This is a genomic window from Streptomyces sp. NPDC090045, from assembly GCF_044747975.1.
Lineage (GTDB): Bacteria > Actinomycetota > Actinomycetes > Streptomycetales > Streptomycetaceae > Streptomyces.
The window spans coordinates 526,988-547,980 of sequence record NZ_JBIVFA010000004.1 but is presented as its reverse complement, the minus strand read 5'-3'; the positions used below and the strand labels follow the sequence as shown (position 1 = coordinate 547,980).

Sequence of the window (20,993 nt, the reverse complement as noted above, 5' to 3'; positions counted from 1 at the left end):
GAATGCCGAGAACACACCAGGAGCGCAGCCGCGTCGAGCAGCCTCCCGGCGCCGCGCCCCTCCCTCCGCCCCGGGGCGGTTCCGGGGACACCGCCGCCGAGCTGAGGGCCGCCACGGTGCTCCGGCTGCGCCGCGCCCACCGGGCCAAGGGCCGCCGTGCCGCCACCGTCGCCTGCGTGCTCGTCCTGGCCCTGCTCGGCCTGGTCGTCGCCTCGGTGCTGCTCGGGGGCGTGAAGCGGATCCCGGCGGCCGACATCCTGCCCGCGGCCTTCGGCATGCGCACCGGCCTCGCCGACTACGTGATCTTCCGCATCCGGATGCCGCGCGCTCTGGCGGCCCTGCTCGCCGGAGCCCTCTTCGGCCTCTCCGGGGCCCTGTACCAGCGGCTGGTCCGCAACCCGCTGGCCACCCCCGACATGATCGGGATCTCCGCCGGGGCGGGAGCGGGCGCCACCACGATGCTGCTGTTCGCCCCGGCGGTCCCCTTCGGGGTTCCCGTGGCCGCCCTCGGCGGGGCCTTCCTCCTCGTGACGACGGTGCTCGCGCTGAGCCGCCGCGGCGGGCGCGTGGACACGTACCGCCTGGTCCTCGTGGGCATCGGCCTGGGTTCAGTGTGCACCGCCTACGTGAACTACCTGTTCACGGTGGCCGGCCAGCACGGCATCGCCCAGGTGATGCGGTGGCTGGTCGGCAGCGTCAACGACGTCACGTGGGAAGGGGTGTCCACGCTGGCGGGAGCGCTCGCCGTGTGCGGGATCTGCACGGCGCTGCTGTCCCGCTCCCTCGGGAGCATGGCCCTCGGCGACCAGCTCGCCCAGGGACTCGGCACCCGGGTGGCCGCCGCCCGGACCGCGACCCTGCTGCTCGGGGCGGGGGCCGCGGCTCTGGCCACCAGCGTGACGGGCCCGATCGGTTTCGTCTCCCTGATCAGCGGTCCGATCGCGGTCCGGCTGGTGGGCGCGGACCGGTCCGTGGCCCTGGCCGTCCCCATCGGCGCGGTCATCGTGCTCGGCGCCGATGTCCTCGCCCAGCACGCCCCCCTGATCAGCCCGGTGCCGACGGGCGTCCTCACGGCGCTGCTCGGCGCCCCCTACTTCGTCTGGCTGATCCTCCGGCGCAGGCAAGGAGCCACCGCATGAGCGCACGACCCGTACTCGCCGCCCCGGACGCCGGCTTCCGGCTCGAAGCCCGCGGCATCAGCGCCGGCTACGACCGCAAGCCGATCATCGAGGAGCTGTCCCTCGGGATCGAGCCCGGCCGGATCACCGCACTCGTCGGCCCGAACGCCTGCGGCAAGTCGACCCTGCTCAAGTCGGTCGCCCGGCTGCTGCCCGTCGCGGCCGGCTCGGTCCTCCTCGAAGGCCGGGAGATCCACGCCCTGTCCACCCGCGAAGTGGCCCGGCGCCTCGGCATCCTGCCCCAGTCGCCGATCGCCCCGGAGTCCATCACCGTCGGCGACCTCGTCTGGCGCGGCCGTCATCCGCACCGCCGGTTCGGGCAGCGGCGCACCGCCGCCGACGACGAGGTCATCGCGGACGCCCTGACGGCGACCGGCACGGCCGAGCTGATCGACCGCCCGGTCGACCAGCTCTCCGGCGGCCAGCGCCAGCGCGTGTGGATCGCCCTCGCGCTCGCCCAGGACACCCCGACGCTGCTCCTGGACGAGCCGACCACCTACTTGGACATCGCCCATCAGATCGAGGTCATGGACCTCCTCGCCGACCTCAACGAACAGGCCGGCAAGACGATCGTGCTGGTGTCCCACGACCTCAACCAGGCAGCCCTGTACGCCTCGACCATCGTCGCCATGCGCGACGGCCGGATCGTGCGCCAGGGCACCCCCGAAGAGGTGCTCACCGAGCGGACCGTGGCCGAGGTCTTCGGCCTCGACTGCCTCGTCGTCCCCCATCCCCGATCGCAGCGGCCGCAGATCTTCCCGCTGGGCCGTCGTACCCCCGCATAGGAGCCCAACACCATGTCCGTCCTGAACAGAACGAGCCGCCGCCCGGCCCGTGCCCTCGCCGCCGTCGCCGCGGCCGTCACCTGCCTCGGCCTGCTCACCGCCTGCGGCGAGGACTCGACGGCCGCGAAGGACAAGCCCGCCGCCGAAGCCGACGCCTCCGCCGGCTTCCCCGTCTCGCTCGCCAACGCGTGGGGCAAGACGCAGGTCAAGAAGAAGCCGGTGAAGGTCGCGACGGTCTCCGACGGTGACACCGCCATCGCCCTGGCCCTCGGCAACGTCCCGGTGATCACCCCGGACGTCGAGGACGGCGCCAAGATCCCCGAGTACAAGCAGCGGGCCATCGACAAGCTGGGCGCCGGCAAGCTGAAGACGTACGACGACGCCGACGGAACCGCCTACGAGGCCATCGCCGCCGAGGCCCCCGACGTCATCCTCGGCATGAACACCTGGGAGATGGACGCCGACTACGCCAAGCTCCAGCCGATCGCACCGGTGGTCACCTTCACCGACAAGGCCCACGCCGACACCCTCACCTGGCAGGACCGGCTGAAGACCGCCGCGAAGGCCCTCGGCCTGAGCGCCAAGGCGGAGGAGGTGATCGCGGCGAACGAGAAGGCCACGGCCGACGCCGCCGCCGCGCACCCCGAGTTCAAGGGCAAGACGTACACCTACACGGTCGTCCACCCCGAGCAGATCAGCTTCATGTCCTACGCCGCCCAGGACCCGGGCGTCTTCGAGAAGCTCGGCTTCACCAAGACCGACAAGGCGAAGAACTACGCGCCGGACAAGAACGCCGTGAGCCTGGAGAACCTCGACCAGCTCGACGCCGACGTCCTCCTCGTCACCTACCCCTTCGGCGACCGGGGCGTGATCAGCGCGACCGAGCTGGAGTCCAACAAGCTGTTCCAGTCGCTGAACGCGGTGAAGACCAAGCACTTCACGGTGATCCCCTCGGACAACTCCCTGTCCTCGGCCATCGCCTACCCGGACCCGCTGAGCGCCCCGTGGGTGGTCGAGCAGCTCACTCCGCTCCTCGCGAAGGCCGCCGCCGGCCAGTGACGACCGCCGTCACACGGTGTCCCGGACGGGCCCGTCTCCCTCGGGAGGCGGGCCCGTCCGCGTCCCGGTTGTGCGCAGGGTGCCAGTGCCGTGGCCCGTGGGTTGGATGCGGGGCGCACGGCTCGACGTAGCGTGGCCGCAACCCGGATGTACCGGACGGATGTGAAGGAGCAGTCGGATGTCCACCCGCAGTCCCCGCTCGGTCGTCACCTTCCCCATCGTGCTCAGGGAGCTGACGGTGTTGCGCGTCTCGGACGTCACGCCCGGGATGCGGCGGGTGACGCTCGGCGGGCCCCAGCTGCACGCCTTCGAGCACGCCGGTCTGTCCCTCCCGCCCCTGCGCACCGAGGGGTTCGACGACCACGTGAAGTTCTTCTTCGCCGAGGAGGGCCGGGAGCCGGTGCTGCCCCGGCAGAACGTGAGCAGCCTGGACTGGCCCTCGGACGGCCGTCCGATCTCCAAGGACTACACGCCGGTGCGGTTCGACCAGGTGGCCGGGGAGATCGACTTCGACTTCGTCCGGCACGACGGCGGGATCGCCTCGTCCTGGGCGCAGCAGGCGGCTCCGGGCCAGGTGACCTGGATCGCCGGTCCGAAGATGTCGCACGGTCACCCCGAGGGCGCGGACTGGCTGTTGGTGCTCGGCGACGAGACGGCCCTGCCGGCGATCGGCCGGTGGCTTGCGGAGATGCCCGCGGGGACCCGGGCCCGGGTGTTCGTCGAGGTCGGCGAGGACGGCCACCGCCAGGAGCTGCCGACGAAGGCCGACGCCGAGGTCACCTGGCTGGTCCGGGACGGTGTGCCGGCCGGCCGCAGCGACCTGCTGGAGCGCGCGGTACGGGACATGGAGTGGCTGCCGGGCACGGTCTTCGTCTGGGCGGCCGGGGAGGCCGTCACCCTCAAGGGCATCCGGCGTCATCTGACGGTGGACCGCGGTGTCCCGCGCGAGCAGACCCACATCACCGGCTACTGGCGGCGTGCGGAGGTCGCGCCGGGCCTCGCCGAGCCCGCCGACCCGGACGTCCTGGAGGGCGAGGACGCGCACGGGCGGCTGCACGAACTGACCGACCTGGCCCCCGGGCTGGCGATCCGCGTGGCCGTCACGCTGGGGCTGGTCGACCTCGTCTACCAGGGCGTACGGGAGCCTGCGGAGCTGGCCCGGCGCAGCGGGACCGAGCCGCGCACGCTGGGCGCGCTGCTGAAGTACCTCGTGGAGATCGAGGTGTTCGCGGTGGCGGAGGACGGGTACCGGCTCACCGCGGTGGGCGAGGAACTGGTGGAGGACGACCACTCGTTGGAGGAGTACGACCTGCGCGGCGCCCAGGCCGCCTTCGACCTGTCGCTGGCGGGCCTCGCCGAGCGGCTGCGTTCGGGCGGGAACGGCTGCCGGACGGCGTCCGGCGAGACCTTGGCCGAGGCGCTGCGCACCGATGTGCGGCTGGGCGGTTCGGCCCGTACCGCGATCGAGGACGAGGCCCGGTGGGTGGCCTCCGGAGTGGTGTCCGCCTTCGACTGGTCGGCGGTGGACGTCCTCGGCGCGTCGGGCAGCGGCGCCGGCACCGTCGTCAACGCGCTGGTCAAGGAGTTCCCCGGGCTGCAGGTGCGGCTCGCCGCCCTGCCGTCGGTGCTGGGCGTCCTCGGCGGGCAGATCCTCGATCCGGAGGTGCTGCCCCGGGTGGAACTCGTGGCGCAGTCCCATCCGGTGCCCTCCGGTGCAGGGACGCTGCTGCTGTGCCGGCTGCTGGAGTGGCTGCCGGACGAGGACGCGGTGCTGACCCTCTCCGAGGCGGCGGCCGCACTGCCGGCCGACGGCGCCCTGGTGCTGGTCGAGCAGGTGGAGGCGGCCGACCCGGACGACATCGACGCGGTCCTGCACCACCTGCGGCTCACCGCGGCGTTCGGCTCCGGGCTGCGCTCGGCGGCGGACGTGACCGGCCTGGCGGAGCGCGCCGGCCTCGGGGTCCGCGCCTGCCGTGACATCGGCTGGGACCACCGCCTGTGGGTCCTCACCCCGTCGGCCTGATCCGGCCGGGGCCGTCCGGCCCAGGTCCGGAAAACGCCGTACATGACCATGTTCGCGCCACTAGAATCCGGCCGGGTTCGGGCGCGACGCGGGGGGCCGAGTGGACGCATTGGTACCGGGTGATCCCGCGCGGGTGGGGCCCTACCACGTCGTGGCACGGCTCGGCAGCGGCGGCATGGGGCGGGTCTACCTGGCGCGGACGCCCGGCGGGCGGAGCGTGGCCGTGAAGGTGGTGCATCCGGAGCTGGCCCGGGATCCGGAGTTCAGGCGGCGGTTCGCCCGCGAGGTCGCCGCCGCGCGGGCGGTGGACGGGAGGTTCACCGCGCAGGTCCTCGCCGCCGGAGTGGACGACCCGACGCCGTGGCTCAGCACGGTGTTCGTACCCGGGATGTCGCTCGCCGAGGCGGTGGCCGAGCACGGTCCCTTCCCCGAGGCCTCGGCCCTCGCCCTGGCCCGCGGACTGGCGGCGGCGCTCTCGGCCGTGCACGCCGCCGGGCTGGTGCACCGTGACCTAAAGCCCTCCAACGTGCTGCTGGGCCCCGACGGGCCCCGGGTGATCGACTTCGGCATCTCGCGGGCCACCGAGGCGAGCGCCCTGACCCGGACCGGGATGACCGTCGGGTCTCCCGGCTTCATGTCACCGGAGCAGGCCTCCGGGGCTGCCGTCGGCACCGCCTCCGACGTGTTCTCGTTCGGGGCGGTGCTGGCCTTCACGCTCAGCGGCGAGAGCCCGTTCGGGGACGGCGCCACTCCGGCGCTGCTCTACCGGGTCGTGCATTCCGAGCCGCGGCTGGAGGCTCTGTCCGGGGTCGTGCTGGACCTCGTACGGCGTTGCCTGGCCAAGGACCCGGCGGAGCGGCCTTCCGTGGAGGCCCTGCTCGCAGAGCTCTCGGCCGGGGCGGACGGGACGGCTGAGGCGGACCGGGCGGACGGAGCCAGTCCGGTCGGATCCGGCTGGCTGCCGCCCGCCGTCGCGCACAGCCTGCTCTCGCGCGCCTCCTCGGCCCTGGCGGCGGACTCCGACCCGTCGCTGACGGCCGCTCCCGCGGGGTACGAGCCCACGCGGGTGGACCCGTCGGCCGCGGCCCTCGCCGACCCTTCGACCCCGCCTGAGGCGGCCGGGGCGGCCGGGGCGGGGTCCACGGCCCGCGCGCGGATCCGGAAGGCACCCTTCCTTGCCGCCGCGGCCGTCGTGGTGGCCGCGGCGATCGGCGCCCTGGCGTACACGGCGGTTCAGCACGGGAAGGATGCGGACGACCCGTCCTACGCGTCCCAGGACGACAACGGCGCCGCGACGTCCGAGGAACCCGCCCCGGAGACCACCGACCCGTTCGACGGCTGGTCCATGGCGGACGAAGCGGAGATCCGACTGCCCACCGGACACGGCATCGACGCCTCCGACTTCAAAAGCGCGAAGGCGGGGGACGGTTTCGACGTCAATCTGCACGAGAACGGGGACCTCGCCGGGGACGACATCCTGCTGCTCAAGGACGCGGATTCCGACGTGCACGGCGACTGCCTCGCGGAGGAGTGGACCTCCGACTACGGGACCCTGGTGGAGGACGCCGACTGGGGCGTCTCCGACACGATCTGCGTGCGCGTCTCCGGCGGCATGCTGCTCGTCCTGGAGGTCAACCACATCGCCGACGGCCAGGACGGGTACCTGGAGGCCCTCGCCGAAGTGTGGGAACAGGAGTAGTGGGACGGGGCGCCGGCACTCACTGCTCGCCGAGCACCATCCACTTCTCCGGCTCTCCCAGCGGTTCGAATCCCACCTCGGCGTAGACCGCGTGGGCGTCTGCGGTGGCCAGGAGGATGCGGCGCAGCCCGCAGGGGGCGAGGTGCTCCTTGACGGCGCTCACCAGGGCCGTGCCCAGGCCCTTGCCGCGTACGGCGGGATCGATGTAGACGTCGCAGAGCCAGGCGAAGGTGCTCTGGTCGGTGACCACCCGCGCGTAGCCGGCCTGCGCACCGGACGCACTGTCGTAGAGGCCGAAGTTCAGGGACTCGGCGATGGCCAGGTCCTGCTTCTCCCGGGGCCGGCCGAGGGCCCAGTACGCGTCCTGCGACAGCCACCGGTGTATCAGCGCGCGATCGAGGCGCTCGGGGGCGGTGGAGATTTCATAACCGGGCGGAAGGGCACTGTTCATGCCCGCATCCAAGCAGCCGGGCCGTACGCAGGCCAACGAATTCCCGCAGGACGGCGGGTGATCCGTCCGGCGTGTCCGTCGACGGCCGGCAGGGGCGGCCCGGTACCGCTGGAGGACCTCCGCGCTCCGGGGAGCGGGTATCGGTTCGGCCCTGGTGGACGATGTGGCGCGAGCCCGGCCACGGAACGGGTCCCGTGGCCGGTGGGCCCACCCGTCACCCGCGTCGGTGACGGGTCAGGCGGCGGCCGCCGGGGCGGCGACGGTCTCCCAGGCGTACCCGTCCGGGTCGGTGAAGGCCCCGGCGCCGGCGCCGAGGACGAGACGGTGCGATCCGGTGCCGTCGGCGGGGACGCCGACGTCCTTGGCGAGGGCGCGGCGCCCGTACAGCGCCAGCTTGACGGGGCCCTGCCCGGCGGCGAACTCGACGTACTTGCGGCCGTAGCTCTTCGCCACCACGAGGCCCCGGCCGACGTAGAACTTCCTGCTCTCGGCCACGTCCTCGGCTCCGAGCAGGAGGACGACCTGTTCGATCTCCCGGGTGGCCGGGCCGGTGTCCTTCTTCGCCGAAGTCGCGATCTTCAGGATCGTCCCGTCCGGGGCCCGTACGACGCCGCTGTAGCCCCAGAACGACTTCGAGGCGGGCTTGAGCGTCGTCGCGCCGGCGTCGAGGGCGGCGCCGACGAAGGCGTTGACGTCGGCCGGCCGGGCCACGGTGAGCGCGAGCGCGAACCCGCGGAAGCCGGTCGTCGGCGCGTCCGAGGCACGCAGGCGCACCTGCGTGCCCAGACCGAAGGCGGTGTAGAAGCGGTCGGCGGCCGTGGGGTCGGCCACCTCGAGGGTGACGGATGCGAGGGAAGTCATACCCGTCACGCTAGGCGCCGCTCCCCCGCCGGTGCTTCTCGATTCCTGACCGATCCGGTCAGGTGTGCAGACGGCTGTTGGAGCCTTCCTGGTCTCCCGCGCTCTCGTCGTTGAACCAGTAGTCACCGGCCGCCAGGTAGCGGAAGCAGTGCGTGCTCTCGTTGGGCAGTTCGACGGTGACCGCGCGCTTGCCGTCCTTGCGCGGCCGCAGGGTGTGGACCCCAGGCTGCCAATCGTTGAAGTCGCCCACCACACTCACCGTCCCGGCCGGGCTGTCCGCGGGGAGGACGAAGGTCACCTGGGTACGGTCCTTGCGCAGCTTGCGCTCCAGCATCAGGGGCTCCTAAGGGCACGGGGGCGGATCCCACCCATCCTGGGCACTGGAGCTGCCGCTCGCATGCCGACGCCGCCGCCGACCCTCCGGCATCACCCTTACGCCACCATCCGTAGCCGGATGCGTGCGGAACGCTCCTGCCCGGTCCGCGCCCGTGCGGGTCGCGTCGCGCCCCGTCGGCGGTTCGCCGGCGCGAACCGCGACACGTGCGGCATTAGGCTCGGAGGAGGCCGAGAAGGAGATGTGGCATGTGTCGCTGGCTCGCGTACCTGGGTTCGCCGATGCTCCTCGATGCCGTGCTCTACCGGCCGGAACACTCGCTGATCAACCAGAGCCTCCGCTCGCGGATGGGCGTCGAGTCGACCAACGGCGACGGTTTCGGCATCGGCTGGTACAGCGGGAACGACGACGGCACGCCTGCGGTCTTCCGTGACATCGGCCCCGCCTGGAACAACCGCAACCTGCGGGAGCTGGCCGCCCACGTGCGCTCCAGCCTGTTCTTCGCGCACGTCCGTGCCTCGACGGGCTCGGCGATCCAGCAGACCAACTGCCACCCGTTCCGGCACGGTCGCTGGCTGTGGATGCACAACGGCGCGGTCACGGACTTCCACCGGCTGCAACGGGACCTCTGCATGGCGGTCGACCCGGCGCTCTTCCCCTCCATCGAGGGCTCCACGGACTCCGAGGTGATGTTCTACCTGGCAGTCACGTTCGGCCTCGACCAGGACGTCCCCGGCGCCGTGGCCCGCATGGCGGGCCTGGTCGAGGATCTCGGAAGGCAGCACGGGGTGCCGAATCCGCTGCAGATGACGGTCGCGGTGAGCGACGGCGAGCGGGTGTGGGCGTTCAGGTATTCCAGCCAGGGCCGGTCCCGGTCGCTGTACTACAGCAGCAGGGCCGACACCGTACGCCATCTCTATCCGGAACTGGACTACCTCCGCGAGGTCTCCGACGAGACCCGGATCGTGGTCTCGGAACCCCTGGGCGACCTGCCCGGCGTCTGGAACGAGCTGCCGGAGGCCAGCTATTCGGTGATCCCTTCCGGCCGGCACACGGACTACTTCCCGTTCCACCCGAAGTCTCCGTGACCGGTCGGCCGGCCGCGCGCCGCGGGACGGCCCCGCCGCTGCGGCGGGGCCGTCCCTTGAGGTGCCGTGTTTGCCGTGTTGGCGCGTTGCGGCGTGTCACTCCGGCGCGGTCGAGTGCGTCCAACTCGTGCACAGCGCCCAGATGATGAACACGTCGATCGCGATGATGATGATGGACCACCAGGGCTGGTACGGCAGCCACATGAAGTTGAAGAGCACACTGAGGCTGGCGAGCGCGATGCCCGCGCCCCGGGCCACGTTCGATCCGGCGATCAGGCCCACTCCGGTGAGCACGACGATGATGCCGAGGACGAGATGGATCCAGCCCCATGCCGTCAGGTCGAATTCGAAGACGTAGCTGCCGATGCGCGCGTAGACGTCGTCATTGGCGATGGCCGCGATGCCCTGGAAGATCGCAAGGCAACCGGTCACGAGGAGGAGGACCGCGGCGAACAGCGTGCCCGTGCTCCCCGCACCATCGTGTTGGCTGCCGGGGAACAGCGGCGCGTTGCCCGGCGCAGGGCCGGTGTTCCAGTTCCCCCCGGTCGGTGTCGGCTGACCCATGGAATTCACCTCACAGATGGCGGTACGGCGCCGGACCGTCCTGCTCCGGCTGTGCCGGGTCACAGGCATCGGCGCCCACATCGCAGTGTCGTCCGGCGGACGGGTTGTTGTGATCACCCGAAGCGGGTGGTCTTCGCTCCCCCGGGGAGCGCGTGCGCCGTCAGGCCGGCAGCTGGCGCATTTCGAGGACCCGCAGGCCCAGGGACTGGAAGCGCGTGAGCAGACCGTACAGGTGGGCCTCGTCGGCCACGCTGCCGTGCAGGAGGGTCTGCTCCCGGACGGGGACCCGGGCGAGCTCGGGGAAGTTCGCGGCGAGCGTGTCCGGCACGACGCCCGAGACGCGGAATTCGTAGCGCATGAGAGCACTTCACTCCTCTCGGAACGAAGGCGTCGGGGGTGGGACTGGGACGGTGCCCGGCCCGCTCCTGGCCTTCGCTCCCATCGTCGGTCCTCGCCCGGCGGCTCGGCATCGCCCGGTACGGGCGAGAAGGCCGGGTGCCGCCCTCGGCCGCCGAGCCCGACCTCACGGCGTCACGGCGTCACGGCGTCACGGCGTCACGGCGTCACGGCGTCACGGCGTCACAGCATCCCGAGGTCCTGCGCCCGGTGCACGGCCTCGCTGCGGCGGGTGACGGAGAGCTTGCGGTAGATGCTCTTCAGGTGGGTCTTCACCGTGTTCGCCGACAGGTACAGCTCGGCCGCGATCTCCTCGGTGGACAGCAGCTCGGCGGCCTTGCGCAGCACCTCGGTCTCCCGCCCGCTGAGCGGCTCCACCACGGGCGGCTGCTGCCCGCCGGCCATCGACGCAGGCGCGCGTGCCGGGGTGCGGGAGTGCAGCCAGCCGTGCAGCCGGGCCAGCTCCGGTTCCCGGCGCAGGATCCGGCGCACCCAGGGACCGCTCTCCGTGAACATCCGGCGCAGTCCCTCCGGCCGGGCGAGCCCCAGCGCCTCCCCCAGGCGCCGCCGGGCCTCCTCGGGGTCGCCGTCCGCCGCGGCGATCTCCGCCCGGAGCAGGCGCGCCCGTGCCCGTACCGGCGCCGCCACGCCGTCGTCCGCCGGCATGCCCGCGAGCACCTCCGCCGCACGGTCCCCGTGGCCGGCGGCCAGCAGGGCGCGGGCCCGGGCCAGCACCTGCTCCGGCCGGTCGCCGTCCTCGCCCCCTGCGCCCTCCACGGCGTCCAGGACCTGGAGTGCGGCGACGGCGTCACCCCGTACCAGGTGTGCCGCCGACTCGGCCACCGCCAGCCCGGCCACCGCCCAGGAGTGCAGCCGTACCGGCGCCCCTGCCGTCCGCAGCGGACGGAGGGCGGCGAGCGCGGCCTCCGCGTCGCCTTCGGCCGTCGCGATCCCGGCGCCGGTCACGGCGGTCAGGACCGCGGCCACGGGTTCCGGCCGGGGCCCCGCCTCCGAGCCCGCCAGATCGAGGTGGGAGCGGGCGGCCGCCAGGTCGTCCTGCTGGAGGGCCACGCCCGCGAGGGCGAGGTGGCCGGCACCGGTCCGGCGTCCGGTCGGCAGGGCGTACTGCTCGGCCGCGGCGAGCGAGGCGCGGGCGTGCGCGACCGCCTGCCGCAGCCGGCCGCGCAGCAGCTCGGCCAGGGCGAGTGAGCCGAGCGCGTCGCAGAGCGGGTACTCCGTACCGGGCTTCCCGCACACGTCGACGGCGGAGGTGAGGACCGACACCGCGCGGTCGGGGTGTCCGGCGCCGAGCTCGGCCGCGCCGAGGGCCGCCAGCACCAGGGCGCGGATCTCGGGACGCTCGGCGAGCAGGTGCGGCGGCAGTTCAGGGAGCACGCGCTCGATGTCGGTCGCCGCCCGTTCGGTGGCCGTCAGGTCGTCCGCCAGCCGCCCTGCGAGTACGCCGACGAAGGCGCGGGCCAGCCTCGCCGCAGGGCCGGCGTCCGGGCCCGGGTGGGCGTCCGCCCGCCGCAGCCCGGCCTCGCACCCCGCGAGGTCCTGTTCGGCGAGCCGGCAGGCCGCGCCGACCAGTGCGGGAGCCGCACCCGTCCGATCGGCCGGCATTCCGGCGAACACCCGGCCCAGCTGATCCGCGTCCAGGCCGGTGAAGAGCCGGCCGATCGCCAGGTTGTCGACCACGTGCGCCGCCGCGAACTCCCAGTCACCGGCGGCCGCGCCCTGGACGACCGCTTCCGTGAGCCGGCCGGTGCGGGCCAGCCAGCGCGCCGCCCGCCCGTGCAGCCGGGGTTCGAGTCCGGGACTGCGCTGCCGCAGGTGCGCGCGCAGGACTTCGGCGAACAGCGGATGCAGCCGGTACCAGGCCGACGCGTCGATCCGTTCCAGGAACGCGTTGTCCCGGGCCAGCCCGACGAGCGTCCGGGCGGCGTCGCTGCGGCCGGTCAGCTCGTCCGCGAGCTCCGGATGGATGCGGTCCGTGACGCAGACCCGCAGCAGCAGGTCCTGCGTCAGCGGCGGCTGCGCGTCGAGGACCTCCTTCAGGAGGTAGTCGGCGATGATCGTGCGGTCGGCGGCGAACTGACGGAGGAACCTCTCGGGGTCGGCGCTGTGCTGCATCGCCAGGGCGCACAGGCGCACCCCCGCCGCCCACCCCTCGGTCCGCTCCACCAGCAGCCGGATCCCCTCCTGGGAGACCGCCAGCCGGTGCTCGCCCAGCAGCGCCTCGGCATCCTCGTGGGTGAACCGCAGGTCCGCCTGGCGGATCTCCGTGATCTCGCCGGCCGCCCGGTAGCGGTGCAGCGGAAGGACCGAGTCCGTGCGGCCGGTGAGCACGATGCGCAGGCCCCCGGCCGCGTTCCGGAGGACAAAGTCCAGGCCCTCCGCCACCGCCGCGGGCGGCCGGGCCGTGTCGAACTGGTCGAGCACGAGGACGGCGGGCTGCGCCGACTCGGCCAGCCCCTCCGCCAGACGTACCAGGAACGACCGGGTCACTCCTTCGGCGCGCGTGGGCCTGCCCACCCCGGCCGGCAGCGCCACCCCGCCCCGGTGGAGCGCCTCCAGGACGTACGCCCAGAGTGCGCCCGGGGCATCGCCCGGCTCGACGGTCAGCCACACCGGGGGACGCGGCGCGAGCCCGCCCGCCGCCCAGTGCGCGGCGAGCACCGTCTTGCCCGAACCGGCCGGACCGTTGACGAGGGTGAGCGGCCCCCGGGCCCCGGCCGTCATGCGGTCCAGCAGCTCGGGCCGGTGCACGAGGAGCTGCGGCACGGCCGGAACGGCGAACCGCGCCGTGAGCATCGGGTCACCGGACGACGCCGGGCTCCCATACGGCGGGCGTACGGGTGAATCGGGCCCTGCGGGGTTCTCCATGCGGTCACCGGGTCGGGTCGGGTGGTCTGCGGAACGACTGCGGGTGCGGGTAGCCGGGGCGGATCGTGGCTCGCCCGCGCTCTCCACTGAAACCGTGATCAGTGGTGATCACCAGTCGTGTCACCTGATCCGGGTGACGTGTCCCGTTCGGCGCAGGCTACGGCCGTGTTCACCGCGCCTCGGCCGACGACAGGGCAGCCTGGGGAGGGAGGTCCGCCCGGGAGCCCTTCGCACGTCGACCGGGCGGCCCTTCCCCGGCACCCTTCAGCGGCACGGCGGGCCGACGACCGATCGCGCCGGTGGCTCCCGCCTCAGCCTCCGGCCAGCTCGGCGTTCGCGCGCTCCGTGACCAGGGCCAGGACGCGGCCCGCGGTCACGAGGTCCTCGGCGGGGATTCCGGCGTACAGCCGGGCGGCGATCCGGGCGCTCTCCGCGGAGGTGCTGTCGTACAGCTCCCGTCCGGCGTCCGTGAGCCGCATCCGGGCCGCCTGCGCCGGGTCCTCTTCCAGCAGCTCGGCGGCCGTCAGCTCCTCGATCGCTCCGTGCACGACCGACGCGTCGGTCTTCAGCGAACCGCGGACGTCGCCGACGAGCTCGTCGCGGCCGATGGACCCGCCGGCGGCCACGACGGCCCGGAGCGTCACGCTCTGGTGGAACGTGGCACCGTGGCGGACCAGCACGTCCTCCAGGAGGGCCCGCCCGGCGTGGTGCGCCAGGGCTATGGCACGGGCGTTGACCGCGGTGGGTGCGGTGGTGGTCATGGTTGCTCCTCGTCGTTCTCGGTGTACGGATCAAGAGGTGCGTCGAGCAGGGTCGCCAGCTCGCGGGTGAACTGCCGCGTGCGCGGGCCGTCCTGTCCCCCGAGCGGCTCCAGCAACTGGTCCAGCAGGCCCTGGACCACCTTGACCGCGCGGCGCGCGACATCGCTCCCCTGCTCGGTGAGCGACAGCTGCACGGCGCGCGGGTCGTCGGGGTCCCGGGTGCGGGCGACGAGTCCGGCGGCCTCCAGGGCTCGGGCGAGCTTGGACACGTACAGCGGTTCGAGCCCCGTGTGGTCGGCGAGCTGCCGCTGACTGGGCCGCAGCCCGGAGCGCCCCATGCCGTACAGCGACGCCACCAGCGCGTACTGGGCATGGGTCAGTCCCAGCGGTGCGACCGCCCGGTCGACGGCCACCCGCCACTTCATCGACAGGCGCCAGACCAGAAATCCCGCCGTGGCGCCCTCAGTTGTTGAACTCACAGCAAAATACGGTACATGGCTACTATGTACATGGCTACTGTTTTCCCGCAGGCACCGGGCAGGATGTGCGAGTGGACCAAGTGAGCATCAGCGAAGAAGACCGCCGGCTCCTCGGACTCTGGGCCGCAGGTTGCGCCGAGCGGGTGCTGCCGGTGTTCGAGGCGCGGGCTCCCGATGACGCACGCCCGCGCGAGGCGATCGAGGTCCTGCGGGCGTTCACGCGCACGGGGAAGCGGACGGCGCGATTGCGCTCCGTCGCCTGGGCGAGTCACAAGGCTGCGGGCGAGGTCGGGGATCCGGCCGCCGCTGCCGCCGCGCGCGCCGCCTGCCATGCGGCAGCGGCTCCCTACATCCACTCATTGGCCACCCCTCACCAGGCGAAACACATTCACGGGCCGGCCCTTTACGCCGCGCTCGCCCGCGAGCTCTCGGCGGGCGATGACGCCGCCGCCGGTGACGAGGAGCTGCGGTGGGCGATCGGGCACGCGTCGCCGGAGGTACGCGCGCTGGTGCGGCTGATGCCGGCCTGCGAGCCCGGTCGCAGCCGACTGGCCGTGCTGCGCCACCAGTTGGACTCGGCCTTGCGCCACTGACCCCTCAGGCGCCCCCGATCCGGTGAGCAGCGGCTCACGGATAATGACGAGCAGCCGGAACGGCGGCTCGTGTCGACTGGGGGAAGAGCCATGCGCATAGGTGTTTATCTCGCACATCCGCGAGCGGGAAGCTTCAATCACGCGCTGTTCGACGCGGTGGTGGAGGAGCTGCGAGGGCGGGGCTGTCAGGTGGTGGCGCACGATCTGTGCGCCGAAGGGTTCGCGCCGGTCCTCTCCGCCGAGGAGACGGGGACGGTGCGGTCGGCGTCCCGGGCCCACGACGCGCAAGTGGAGCTCCACCGGGCCGAGGTGGCGACGCTCGACGGCATGGTGTTCGTCCACCCGAACTGGTGGGGCATGCCACCCGCCGTGCTCGCCGGCTGGGTGCAGCGCGTACTCGCGCCCGGCGTCGCCTACAAACTGGGCACCGCGGAGGGCGAGCCCGCCGGACTGCTGAAGGCCGGCAAGGCGCTCGTCCTGAACACCTCCGACACCCCCGCCGATCGCGAGGAGAGCGAGTTCGGCGATCCGCTGCAGAGCATCTGGTCGGCATGTGTCCTGCCGTACGTGGGAGTTGCAGATGTACGCAGGGTCGTCTTCCGTACCGTCACCGACTCGGACGACGGGCAACGCGCGGGGTGGCTCGCCGAGGCGCGCCGGCAGGCCGCCGCGCTGCTGACCTGATCCGCGAAGGCCCTCCGCAGGGCGTCTCCCGACGGGCAGGGAGGCGAAGATATTGGCGGAAGCGGCCACGCTGGCCGGAAATCCTCGGCCAATTTGGTGACAGGCGCACTGATGTTTCATCATTGTGACAGCGCGTCAGCTCTTGGCGTGCGTCGAGGAGGCGGGGGCGCCGGGGGGTCCCCCGTTCACACCGGCCGAAGCCGCAGGCGAGTTCTCGCTCTCGCCGTGCGCCGCCGGGGCTCCCGTCCCGTTTCCGTCACCAAGGCAAAGGCCCATGTCCGCCCAGCAGCTCTCGGACCTCATACGTTTCGCCCGTCACAACTCGCCCTTCTACCGGGACCTCTACGCGTCCCTGCCGCCGCACGTCGACCGCCTCACCGACCTGCCGGTGGTCGACCAGCAGGAGTTCTGGGCGGCCAACACCCTGCACGACAGCCGCGTGCTGACCGGCCCGCTCAGCGAGGCCACGGTCTACAAGACCGGCGGCACCACCGGGGCCCCCAAGTTCTCCGTCTACACCCGCGACGAGTGGCGCACCTTCGTCACCTCCTTCGGCCAGGGCCTCGTGGACACGGGGCTGCGCCCGGGACACCGCGTCGCGGACCTCTTCTACGCCGGGGAGCTGTACGCCAGCTTCCTCTTCGTCCTCGACTCGCTCGCCCACGCGCCCGTGGACAACGTCCGCCTGCCGATCGGCGGCGGCGCGCCGCTGGAGACGACGATCCCCACGCTGCGCGATCTCTCCGCCCAGGTCCTGGCCGGCACGCCCACCACCCTGTGCCGGCTCGCCGAACAGGTCGTTTCGGCCGGTGTCCGGCTCGACTCCGTCGAGCTGCTGCTCTTCGGCGGCGAGGCGCTCTTCGACGACCAGCGGCGCCTGCTGGCCACGGCGTTCCCCCGCGCCGAGGCCCGTTCCGTCGGATACGCCAGCGTCGACGCCGGCCTCCTCGGCCGCGCCGTGCCCGGCCCCGACGCCCGGGTGCACCGCGCCTTCACCCCGTACTCGGTCGTCGAGATCCTCGACGACTCCACCGACGAGCCCGTCACCGAACCGGGGCGGCCCGGCCGTGTCGTCGTCACCAGCCTCTTCCGCCGGCTCATGCCGGTCATCCGCTACCCCGCCGGTGACCGGGCCGAGTGGACCGGCACCGGCCCCGGGCACTTCCGGATCCTCGGCCGCGCCGAGGAAGGCGTACGGGTGGGCCCCGTCTCCCTCTACACCCAGGACGCCCAGGACGCCGTGACCGCGGCGGACACCGCAGGGCAGGTGGTCGGCATGCAGCTCGTCGTCCGCCGCTGGGACGGCCGCGACGGGCTCGTCCTGCGGCTGGCGACGGCCCCCGGCCACTCCGGCCACGACCGGGAGCAGCTGGCCGGGGCCGTCGTCGCGGAGCTGGAGACCGTACGTCCGCTGTATCCGGAGAGCGTGCGCGCCGGGTTCGTGCACCCGCTCTCGGTGGAGTGGGCCCGTCACCGCGACCTCGCCGTCAACCCGCGCTCGGGCAAGCTCGTCCGGGTCCTCGACGAGAGGCCGACGGCATGACCGCCGCCCCCAGCGCCCCCGCGGCCGCTCCCCCGGGCCGGCGCACTCCGCTGATCCTGCGCAACCGGGCCTTCGCCGCCGTGTGGCTGGGCCAGGTCCTCACCCAGGCCGCCGTGCGCATGTTCCAGGTCGGCGTGTCCTGGTGGCTCGTCGCCTACGCCGTGCAGGGCGCCCGCGGCCTGGCCTCCGGGCTGTTCATGGCCCTGTGCACGCTGCCCGCCGTGGTGCTGGCTCCCGTGGTGGCCCGTACGGTGGCCGGGTTCGCCCACCGTTCGGTGCTGCGGACCGCCGCCGGCCTGGCCGCGGCCACCGCGGGCGTCCTCGCGGTATGGGCGCAGGGCGGCGGACCGCCGCTCGCCGGGGTGTACGCCGCCGCTCTCGCCCTGGCCACCTGCCAGGCGTTCTTCGACCCCTGTCTGACCACCTCGGTGCCCGAACTGGTCGACGACGCCGACATCGAGACGGCGACCGGCTTCGAGCTGTCCACCCAGTCCCTCGCGGGCCTCGGCGGGGCGCTGCTCGGCGCCCTGACCGTCGACCGGGCCGGTGTGGCGGGACTCGCCGCGGGCTGCGCGGCCGCCTATGCCGGTGCCGCCCTCCTCGTCGCGAGCGCCCGCTTCCGCAACGCGGCGTCGTCCGCGGCCGGCTCGGACGCGCCGCCGGCGCAGCGCCCGCTGCGCCGCATCCTCGGCGAACTGCCCTACGTGCGGCGGATCCTGGTCTGCTTCACCGCGGCGAACCTCTTCACCGCCGCCGTGTTCGTCGTCATCCCGCTCTACACCCGTTCGGTCCTGCACGGCGGTGGCGGCACGGTCGCCCTGCTGGAGGCCGCGCTGGGCGCGGGCGCCCTCGTCGGCGCCTTCACCGGCACCCGCGTGCCCGGGCGGCCCACGGTCGCCGGCGCCTGGTGCCTGGGGCTGATGGCCCTCGCGCTGGCGGTGCCCGGCCTGTTCGCCCACCGTCTGGTCATCGCGGGCTGTCTGGCCGTGGCCGGCTGGTGCGCCGGGGCCGTGAGCGTCCGCTTCGTGGCCCTCTTCCAGCGGCTGGTGCCGACGGCGGACAAGCCCGGCTTCTTCGCCGTGATGCAGGCCGTACTGGGCGCCTCCCTGCCGGTCGCGTCGCTCGTGTTCGGCTCCGCGGGCGACCTGCTCTCCCCGCAGACGCTGTGCCTGGTGCAGGGTGTCGGCCTGCTGCCCGCCGCCTGCGCGCTGGCCCTGCTCGGGTCCGGTACGCCCCAGCCTCAGCCCGGGCCCGCGCCCTCGGTGGAGCAGGAACCCGTAGGAGGCACCCCGTGAACCCCGTCATCACCCCGGCAACCTCGGCGGACATCGCCGAACTGCGCCAGCTCTACTACGCCGTCTACGGGCCGCACTACCCGGTGGCCCTCGGCACCGACCCGGCCGAGATGGCCCGGCTCATGGAGGACCCGCACTCCCTGTGGCTCGTCGGCCGCTGCGCCGGCACCGGGGCCCTGACCGCGTCCGCCGCCATCCACGGTGAGCCGGGCAGCCGCATCGGCCGTCTGGAGGGCATCGCCGTCCACCCCGGGCACCGCTCGGGGGGCCTGGCCGCCGCCCTGACCGAGGCACTGTGCGCCGGAATGCTGGACACCGGGCGGCTCGACTCGGTGTACGCGACCGTGCGCACCGTCAGTTCCGGACCGCAGCGCGTCGTCGCGCGCAACGGTTTCCGCCCGCTGGGCATCCTGCCCAACGCGGTGGATCTCCGCAGCCGCGAAAGCCTCGCACTCTACGCGCGTCACTGCGCGGGTGTGCTCGACCGCCGGATCCCCGTCACCGAAGTTCCCGCCCCTCTGCTGCCGTTGCTGCGCACCGCGGAGGCCGCCCTCGGCATCCGCTACCCCGGGGTCCGCGCCGCTGCCGGCCCGCTCCCGGCGCCCTCGCCTCAAGGGGCCGCCGAACGGCTGGAGATGATCGAGGCGCCGGCCTTCGTACGCCGGCGTTTCCGCGAGCACTTCCCCCGCGCCGAGGGCTGGTTCTACCCGCTGCACACCCCGAACGTGCTCCTCACCCCGGAGGACGGCCGGTTCGAGGTCTACGCCTACCTCAACCGCGCCGGCGGGTACGCCTCCCTGCTGACCGCCCATCCCGACCCGGCCGCGGCGGCCGCGTACCTCGAACCCGTCACCCGGGCCCTGGCCCGCGCGGGTGCCGGCTACGTCGAGGCCCTGGTGCCGCTCGCACACCAGGAGGCCCTTTCGGCCTTCCTCGCCCAGGGGTTCGTCGCCGGGGCCCTCTACCCGGCGATGCGCGCCGACGGCGACGGCTTCCACGACTACGCCGTCCTGTCCCGATCCAGCGAGCGGATCGACTTCCGCGGCGTCGCCGTCGAACCGCCCCTCCAGCCCTATCTGGACTGCTACACGTCGGCCTGGGCGTCGACCCATCTGCCCACATCACCCGAGGTCGCCTCATGAATCCCATGAACACCACGCACCACGTGAACCCTCATCTCGCGCCGGTTTCCGTACCCGATCCGGCCCTCCTGCCGCACGTACAGCAGCTGTGCGACCTGACCGATCCGTACGCCTCCGGGCCCGCGGAGGACGCACTGTTCGCCGCCGCCATGGCGGAGACCAACGCCTGGCACACCGAGCGCTCCCCCTTCTTCCGCTCCCTGTACGAGGCCACCGCACCGGCCGAGCCGTACCGCACGCCGCTCGTCCACGCGAACTTCTTCAAGCGCCACGAGGTGCTCTCCATCCCGCGCGAGGACGTGGAGCTGCACCTGACCTCCTCCGGCACCACCGGCCAGAAGTCGCAGATGTTCTTCGACCACTGGACCATCCGCTCCGCCCAGCGCATGGTCGCCCGGATCTTCGAGCGCAACGGCTGGATCACCCCCGACCAGGAGGTCAACTACCTCCTCTACAGCTACGAGCCGGCCCCGTCCCTGAACCTGGGAACCGCCTTCACCGACAACTACCTGTGCGACTTCGCCCCCGCGCGCAGCGTCGAGTACGCGCTGCGGAACACCGGCGGCGACCACGAGTTCGACCCCTTCGGCTGCATCGCCGCGCTGCGCCGCTTCGAGCGCGAGGACGCCCCGGTCCGCATCCTCGGCTTCCCGGCGTTCCTCTTCTTCACCCTGGAGCGCATGCGGGCCATGGGCCTGCCTCCGCTGCGCCTGCCCGAGGGCTCCCTCGTCGTCCTCGGCGGCGGCTGGAAGGGCCACGCCGACCGGCGGATCGAGAAGGAGGAGCTGTACGCGCGCGTCACCGAGCAGCTCGGCATCCCGGGCGAGCGGATCCGGGACACCTTCGGGTCGGTGGAGCACTGCATCCCGTACATCGAGTGCGACCACCACCGGCTGCACGCCCCCGTGTGGTCCCGGGTGACGATCCGCTCCACGCGCACGCTCGAACCGCTGCCGTACGGGGAGCCGGGCTACCTGCACCTCGTGTCGCCGTACATCACCTCGGTGCCGGCTCAGAGCGTGCTCATGGGCGATCTCGCCTCCCTGCAGCCGGGCGACGCCTGCGGGTGCGAGCTGGAGACCCCCTGGTTCACCGTGCACGGCCGTGCCGGGGTGAGCCGCAACCGGAGCTGCGCCGTGGCCGCGGCGGAACTGATGAAGGGAATGGCGTGA

The 20,993-nt window shown here is 73.1% G+C and carries 20 protein-coding genes; 12 read left to right on the top strand and 8 right to left on the bottom strand.

What is annotated here, in order from left to right:
• The first annotated feature begins 2 nt into the window (after nucleotides 1-2).
• From ACIPYQ_RS14800 to ACIPYQ_RS14780, 5 genes are all read left to right on the top strand, one after another.
• Entirely contained in the window at nucleotides 3-1,139 is a 1,137-nt protein-coding gene (locus ACIPYQ_RS14800; protein WP_401250548.1) for a FecCD family ABC transporter permease, read from the top strand.
• The gene (locus ACIPYQ_RS14795; protein ID WP_401250545.1) at nucleotides 1,136-1,963 is read left to right on the top strand and encodes an ABC transporter ATP-binding protein; all 828 of its coding nucleotides are present in this window, start codon (nucleotides 1,136-1,138) and stop codon (nucleotides 1,961-1,963) included. Before ACIPYQ_RS14800 ends, ACIPYQ_RS14795 begins: the two co-directional genes overlap by 4 nt.
• 12 nt (nucleotides 1,964-1,975) lie before the next feature.
• Nucleotides 1,976-3,022 (top strand): ABC transporter substrate-binding protein, encoded by a 1,047-nt coding sequence (locus tag ACIPYQ_RS14790; RefSeq protein WP_401250543.1) that lies wholly within the window; start codon nucleotides 1,976-1,978, stop codon nucleotides 3,020-3,022.
• Nucleotides 3,023-3,200: 178 nt separating this feature from the next.
• Entirely contained in the window at nucleotides 3,201-5,045 is a 1,845-nt protein-coding gene (locus ACIPYQ_RS14785) for an SIP domain-containing protein (RefSeq protein WP_401250540.1), read from the top strand.
• A 133-nt stretch (nucleotides 5,046-5,178) separates the two neighbouring features.
• Nucleotides 5,179-6,744 carry a serine/threonine protein kinase gene (locus ACIPYQ_RS14780; RefSeq protein ID WP_401250537.1) on the top strand — a complete coding sequence of 522 codons (1,566 nt, stop codon included), beginning with the start codon at nucleotides 5,179-5,181 and terminating at the stop codon, nucleotides 6,742-6,744.
• 19 nt (nucleotides 6,745-6,763) lie between these two features.
• Here ACIPYQ_RS14780 and ACIPYQ_RS14775 read toward each other — a convergent pair whose 3' ends face one another.
• The 3 genes from ACIPYQ_RS14775 to ACIPYQ_RS14765 form a co-directional block, all read right to left on the bottom strand.
• Nucleotides 6,764-7,195, bottom strand: coding sequence for a GNAT family N-acetyltransferase (locus tag ACIPYQ_RS14775; protein WP_401250535.1), 432 nt, complete (start codon nucleotides 7,193-7,195; stop codon nucleotides 6,764-6,766).
• A gap of 234 nt (nucleotides 7,196-7,429) precedes the next feature.
• On the bottom strand, nucleotides 7,430-8,056 hold the full coding sequence (locus tag ACIPYQ_RS14770; RefSeq protein ID WP_401250532.1) for a glyoxalase: 627 nt from the start codon (nucleotides 8,054-8,056) through the stop codon (nucleotides 7,430-7,432).
• A 58-nt stretch (nucleotides 8,057-8,114) separates the two neighbouring features.
• Nucleotides 8,115-8,390, bottom strand: a complete 276-nt coding sequence (locus tag ACIPYQ_RS14765; RefSeq protein ID WP_401250529.1) for an isoamylase early set domain-containing protein — start codon at nucleotides 8,388-8,390, stop codon at nucleotides 8,115-8,117.
• 248 nt (nucleotides 8,391-8,638) lie between these two features.
• Between ACIPYQ_RS14765 and ACIPYQ_RS14760 the strand changes: the two genes are divergently transcribed.
• On the top strand, nucleotides 8,639-9,478 hold the full coding sequence (locus ACIPYQ_RS14760; protein WP_401250526.1) for a class II glutamine amidotransferase: 840 nt from the start codon (nucleotides 8,639-8,641) through the stop codon (nucleotides 9,476-9,478).
• 96 nt (nucleotides 9,479-9,574) lie between these two features.
• On the opposite strand, the gene ACIPYQ_RS14755 is transcribed toward ACIPYQ_RS14760, so the two are convergent.
• The 5 genes from ACIPYQ_RS14755 to ACIPYQ_RS14735 all read right to left on the bottom strand — a co-directional run bounded on the left by ACIPYQ_RS14755 (nucleotide 9,575) and on the right by ACIPYQ_RS14735 (nucleotide 14,564).
• Nucleotides 9,575-10,042: a hypothetical protein gene (locus tag ACIPYQ_RS14755; RefSeq protein WP_401250523.1), complete on the bottom strand. Its 468-nt coding sequence runs from the start codon at nucleotides 10,040-10,042 to the stop codon at nucleotides 9,575-9,577.
• A 160-nt stretch (nucleotides 10,043-10,202) separates the two neighbouring features.
• Complete coding sequence (locus tag ACIPYQ_RS14750) at nucleotides 10,203-10,400, bottom strand: hypothetical protein (RefSeq protein WP_361762715.1); 198 nt, start codon at nucleotides 10,398-10,400, stop codon at nucleotides 10,203-10,205.
• 221 nt (nucleotides 10,401-10,621) lie between these two features.
• Nucleotides 10,622-13,252: a LuxR C-terminal-related transcriptional regulator gene (locus ACIPYQ_RS14745; RefSeq protein ID WP_401250520.1), complete on the bottom strand. Its 2,631-nt coding sequence runs from the start codon at nucleotides 13,250-13,252 to the stop codon at nucleotides 10,622-10,624.
• Between the two features lie 383 nt (nucleotides 13,253-13,635).
• Nucleotides 13,636-14,085, bottom strand: a complete 450-nt coding sequence (locus tag ACIPYQ_RS14740) for a MarR family transcriptional regulator (RefSeq protein ID WP_401250517.1) — start codon at nucleotides 14,083-14,085, stop codon at nucleotides 13,636-13,638.
• The gene (locus ACIPYQ_RS14735) at nucleotides 14,082-14,564 is read right to left on the bottom strand and encodes a MarR family transcriptional regulator (RefSeq protein WP_361762706.1); all 483 of its coding nucleotides are present in this window, start codon (nucleotides 14,562-14,564) and stop codon (nucleotides 14,082-14,084) included. The genes ACIPYQ_RS14740 and ACIPYQ_RS14735 overlap by 4 nt, the downstream gene beginning before the upstream one ends.
• A gap of 80 nt (nucleotides 14,565-14,644) precedes the next feature.
• Here ACIPYQ_RS14735 and ACIPYQ_RS14730 point away from each other — a divergent pair, with 80 nt between their 5' ends.
• From ACIPYQ_RS14730 to ACIPYQ_RS14705, 6 genes are all read left to right on the top strand, one after another.
• On the top strand, nucleotides 14,645-15,157 hold the full coding sequence (locus ACIPYQ_RS14730) for a putative immunity protein (RefSeq protein WP_401250514.1): 513 nt from the start codon (nucleotides 14,645-14,647) through the stop codon (nucleotides 15,155-15,157).
• Between the two features lie 90 nt (nucleotides 15,158-15,247).
• Complete coding sequence (locus tag ACIPYQ_RS14725) at nucleotides 15,248-15,841, top strand: NAD(P)H-dependent oxidoreductase (protein ID WP_401250511.1); 594 nt, start codon at nucleotides 15,248-15,250, stop codon at nucleotides 15,839-15,841.
• 274 nt (nucleotides 15,842-16,115) lie between these two features.
• On the top strand, nucleotides 16,116-17,384 hold the full coding sequence (locus ACIPYQ_RS14720; RefSeq protein WP_401250508.1) for a phenylacetate--CoA ligase family protein: 1,269 nt from the start codon (nucleotides 16,116-16,118) through the stop codon (nucleotides 17,382-17,384).
• The gene (locus ACIPYQ_RS14715; protein WP_401250505.1) at nucleotides 17,381-18,679 is read left to right on the top strand and encodes an MFS transporter; all 1,299 of its coding nucleotides are present in this window, start codon (nucleotides 17,381-17,383) and stop codon (nucleotides 18,677-18,679) included. The genes ACIPYQ_RS14720 and ACIPYQ_RS14715 overlap by 4 nt, the downstream gene beginning before the upstream one ends.
• The gene (locus ACIPYQ_RS14710) at nucleotides 18,676-19,821 is read left to right on the top strand and encodes a GNAT family N-acetyltransferase (RefSeq protein WP_361762691.1); all 1,146 of its coding nucleotides are present in this window, start codon (nucleotides 18,676-18,678) and stop codon (nucleotides 19,819-19,821) included. The genes ACIPYQ_RS14715 and ACIPYQ_RS14710 overlap by 4 nt, the downstream gene beginning before the upstream one ends.
• 23 nt (nucleotides 19,822-19,844) lie before the next feature.
• Complete coding sequence (locus ACIPYQ_RS14705) at nucleotides 19,845-20,993, top strand: acyl-protein synthase (protein WP_401250884.1); 1,149 nt, start codon at nucleotides 19,845-19,847, stop codon at nucleotides 20,991-20,993.

Coding starts and splice junctions, on each gene's coding strand:
- ACIPYQ_RS14800 (WP_401250548.1), top strand. CDS start 3: ATGCCGAGAACACACCAGGAGCGCAGCCGCGTCGAGCAGCCTCCCGGC.
- ACIPYQ_RS14795 (WP_401250545.1), top strand. CDS start 1,136: ATGAGCGCACGACCCGTACTCGCCGCCCCGGACGCCGGCTTCCGGCTC.
- ACIPYQ_RS14790 (WP_401250543.1), top strand. CDS start 1,976: ATGTCCGTCCTGAACAGAACGAGCCGCCGCCCGGCCCGTGCCCTCGCC.
- ACIPYQ_RS14785 (WP_401250540.1), top strand. CDS start 3,201: ATGTCCACCCGCAGTCCCCGCTCGGTCGTCACCTTCCCCATCGTGCTC.
- ACIPYQ_RS14775 (WP_401250535.1), bottom strand. CDS start 7,195: ATGAACAGTGCCCTTCCGCCCGGTTATGAAATCTCCACCGCCCCCGAG.
- ACIPYQ_RS14770 (WP_401250532.1), bottom strand. CDS start 8,056: ATGACTTCCCTCGCATCCGTCACCCTCGAGGTGGCCGACCCCACGGCC.
- ACIPYQ_RS14765 (WP_401250529.1), bottom strand. CDS start 8,390: ATGCTGGAGCGCAAGCTGCGCAAGGACCGTACCCAGGTGACCTTCGTC.
- ACIPYQ_RS14760 (WP_401250526.1), top strand. CDS start 8,639: ATGTGTCGCTGGCTCGCGTACCTGGGTTCGCCGATGCTCCTCGATGCC.
- ACIPYQ_RS14755 (WP_401250523.1), bottom strand. CDS start 10,042: ATGGGTCAGCCGACACCGACCGGGGGGAACTGGAACACCGGCCCTGCG.
- ACIPYQ_RS14750 (WP_361762715.1), bottom strand. CDS start 10,400: ATGCGCTACGAATTCCGCGTCTCGGGCGTCGTGCCGGACACGCTCGCC.
- ACIPYQ_RS14745 (WP_401250520.1), bottom strand. CDS start 13,252: ATGCTCACGGCGCGGTTCGCCGTTCCGGCCGTGCCGCAGCTCCTCGTG.
- ACIPYQ_RS14740 (WP_401250517.1), bottom strand. CDS start 14,085: ATGACCACCACCGCACCCACCGCGGTCAACGCCCGTGCCATAGCCCTG.
- ACIPYQ_RS14725 (WP_401250511.1), top strand. CDS start 15,248: ATGCGCATAGGTGTTTATCTCGCACATCCGCGAGCGGGAAGCTTCAAT.
- ACIPYQ_RS14720 (WP_401250508.1), top strand. CDS start 16,116: ATGTCCGCCCAGCAGCTCTCGGACCTCATACGTTTCGCCCGTCACAAC.
- ACIPYQ_RS14715 (WP_401250505.1), top strand. CDS start 17,381: ATGACCGCCGCCCCCAGCGCCCCCGCGGCCGCTCCCCCGGGCCGGCGC.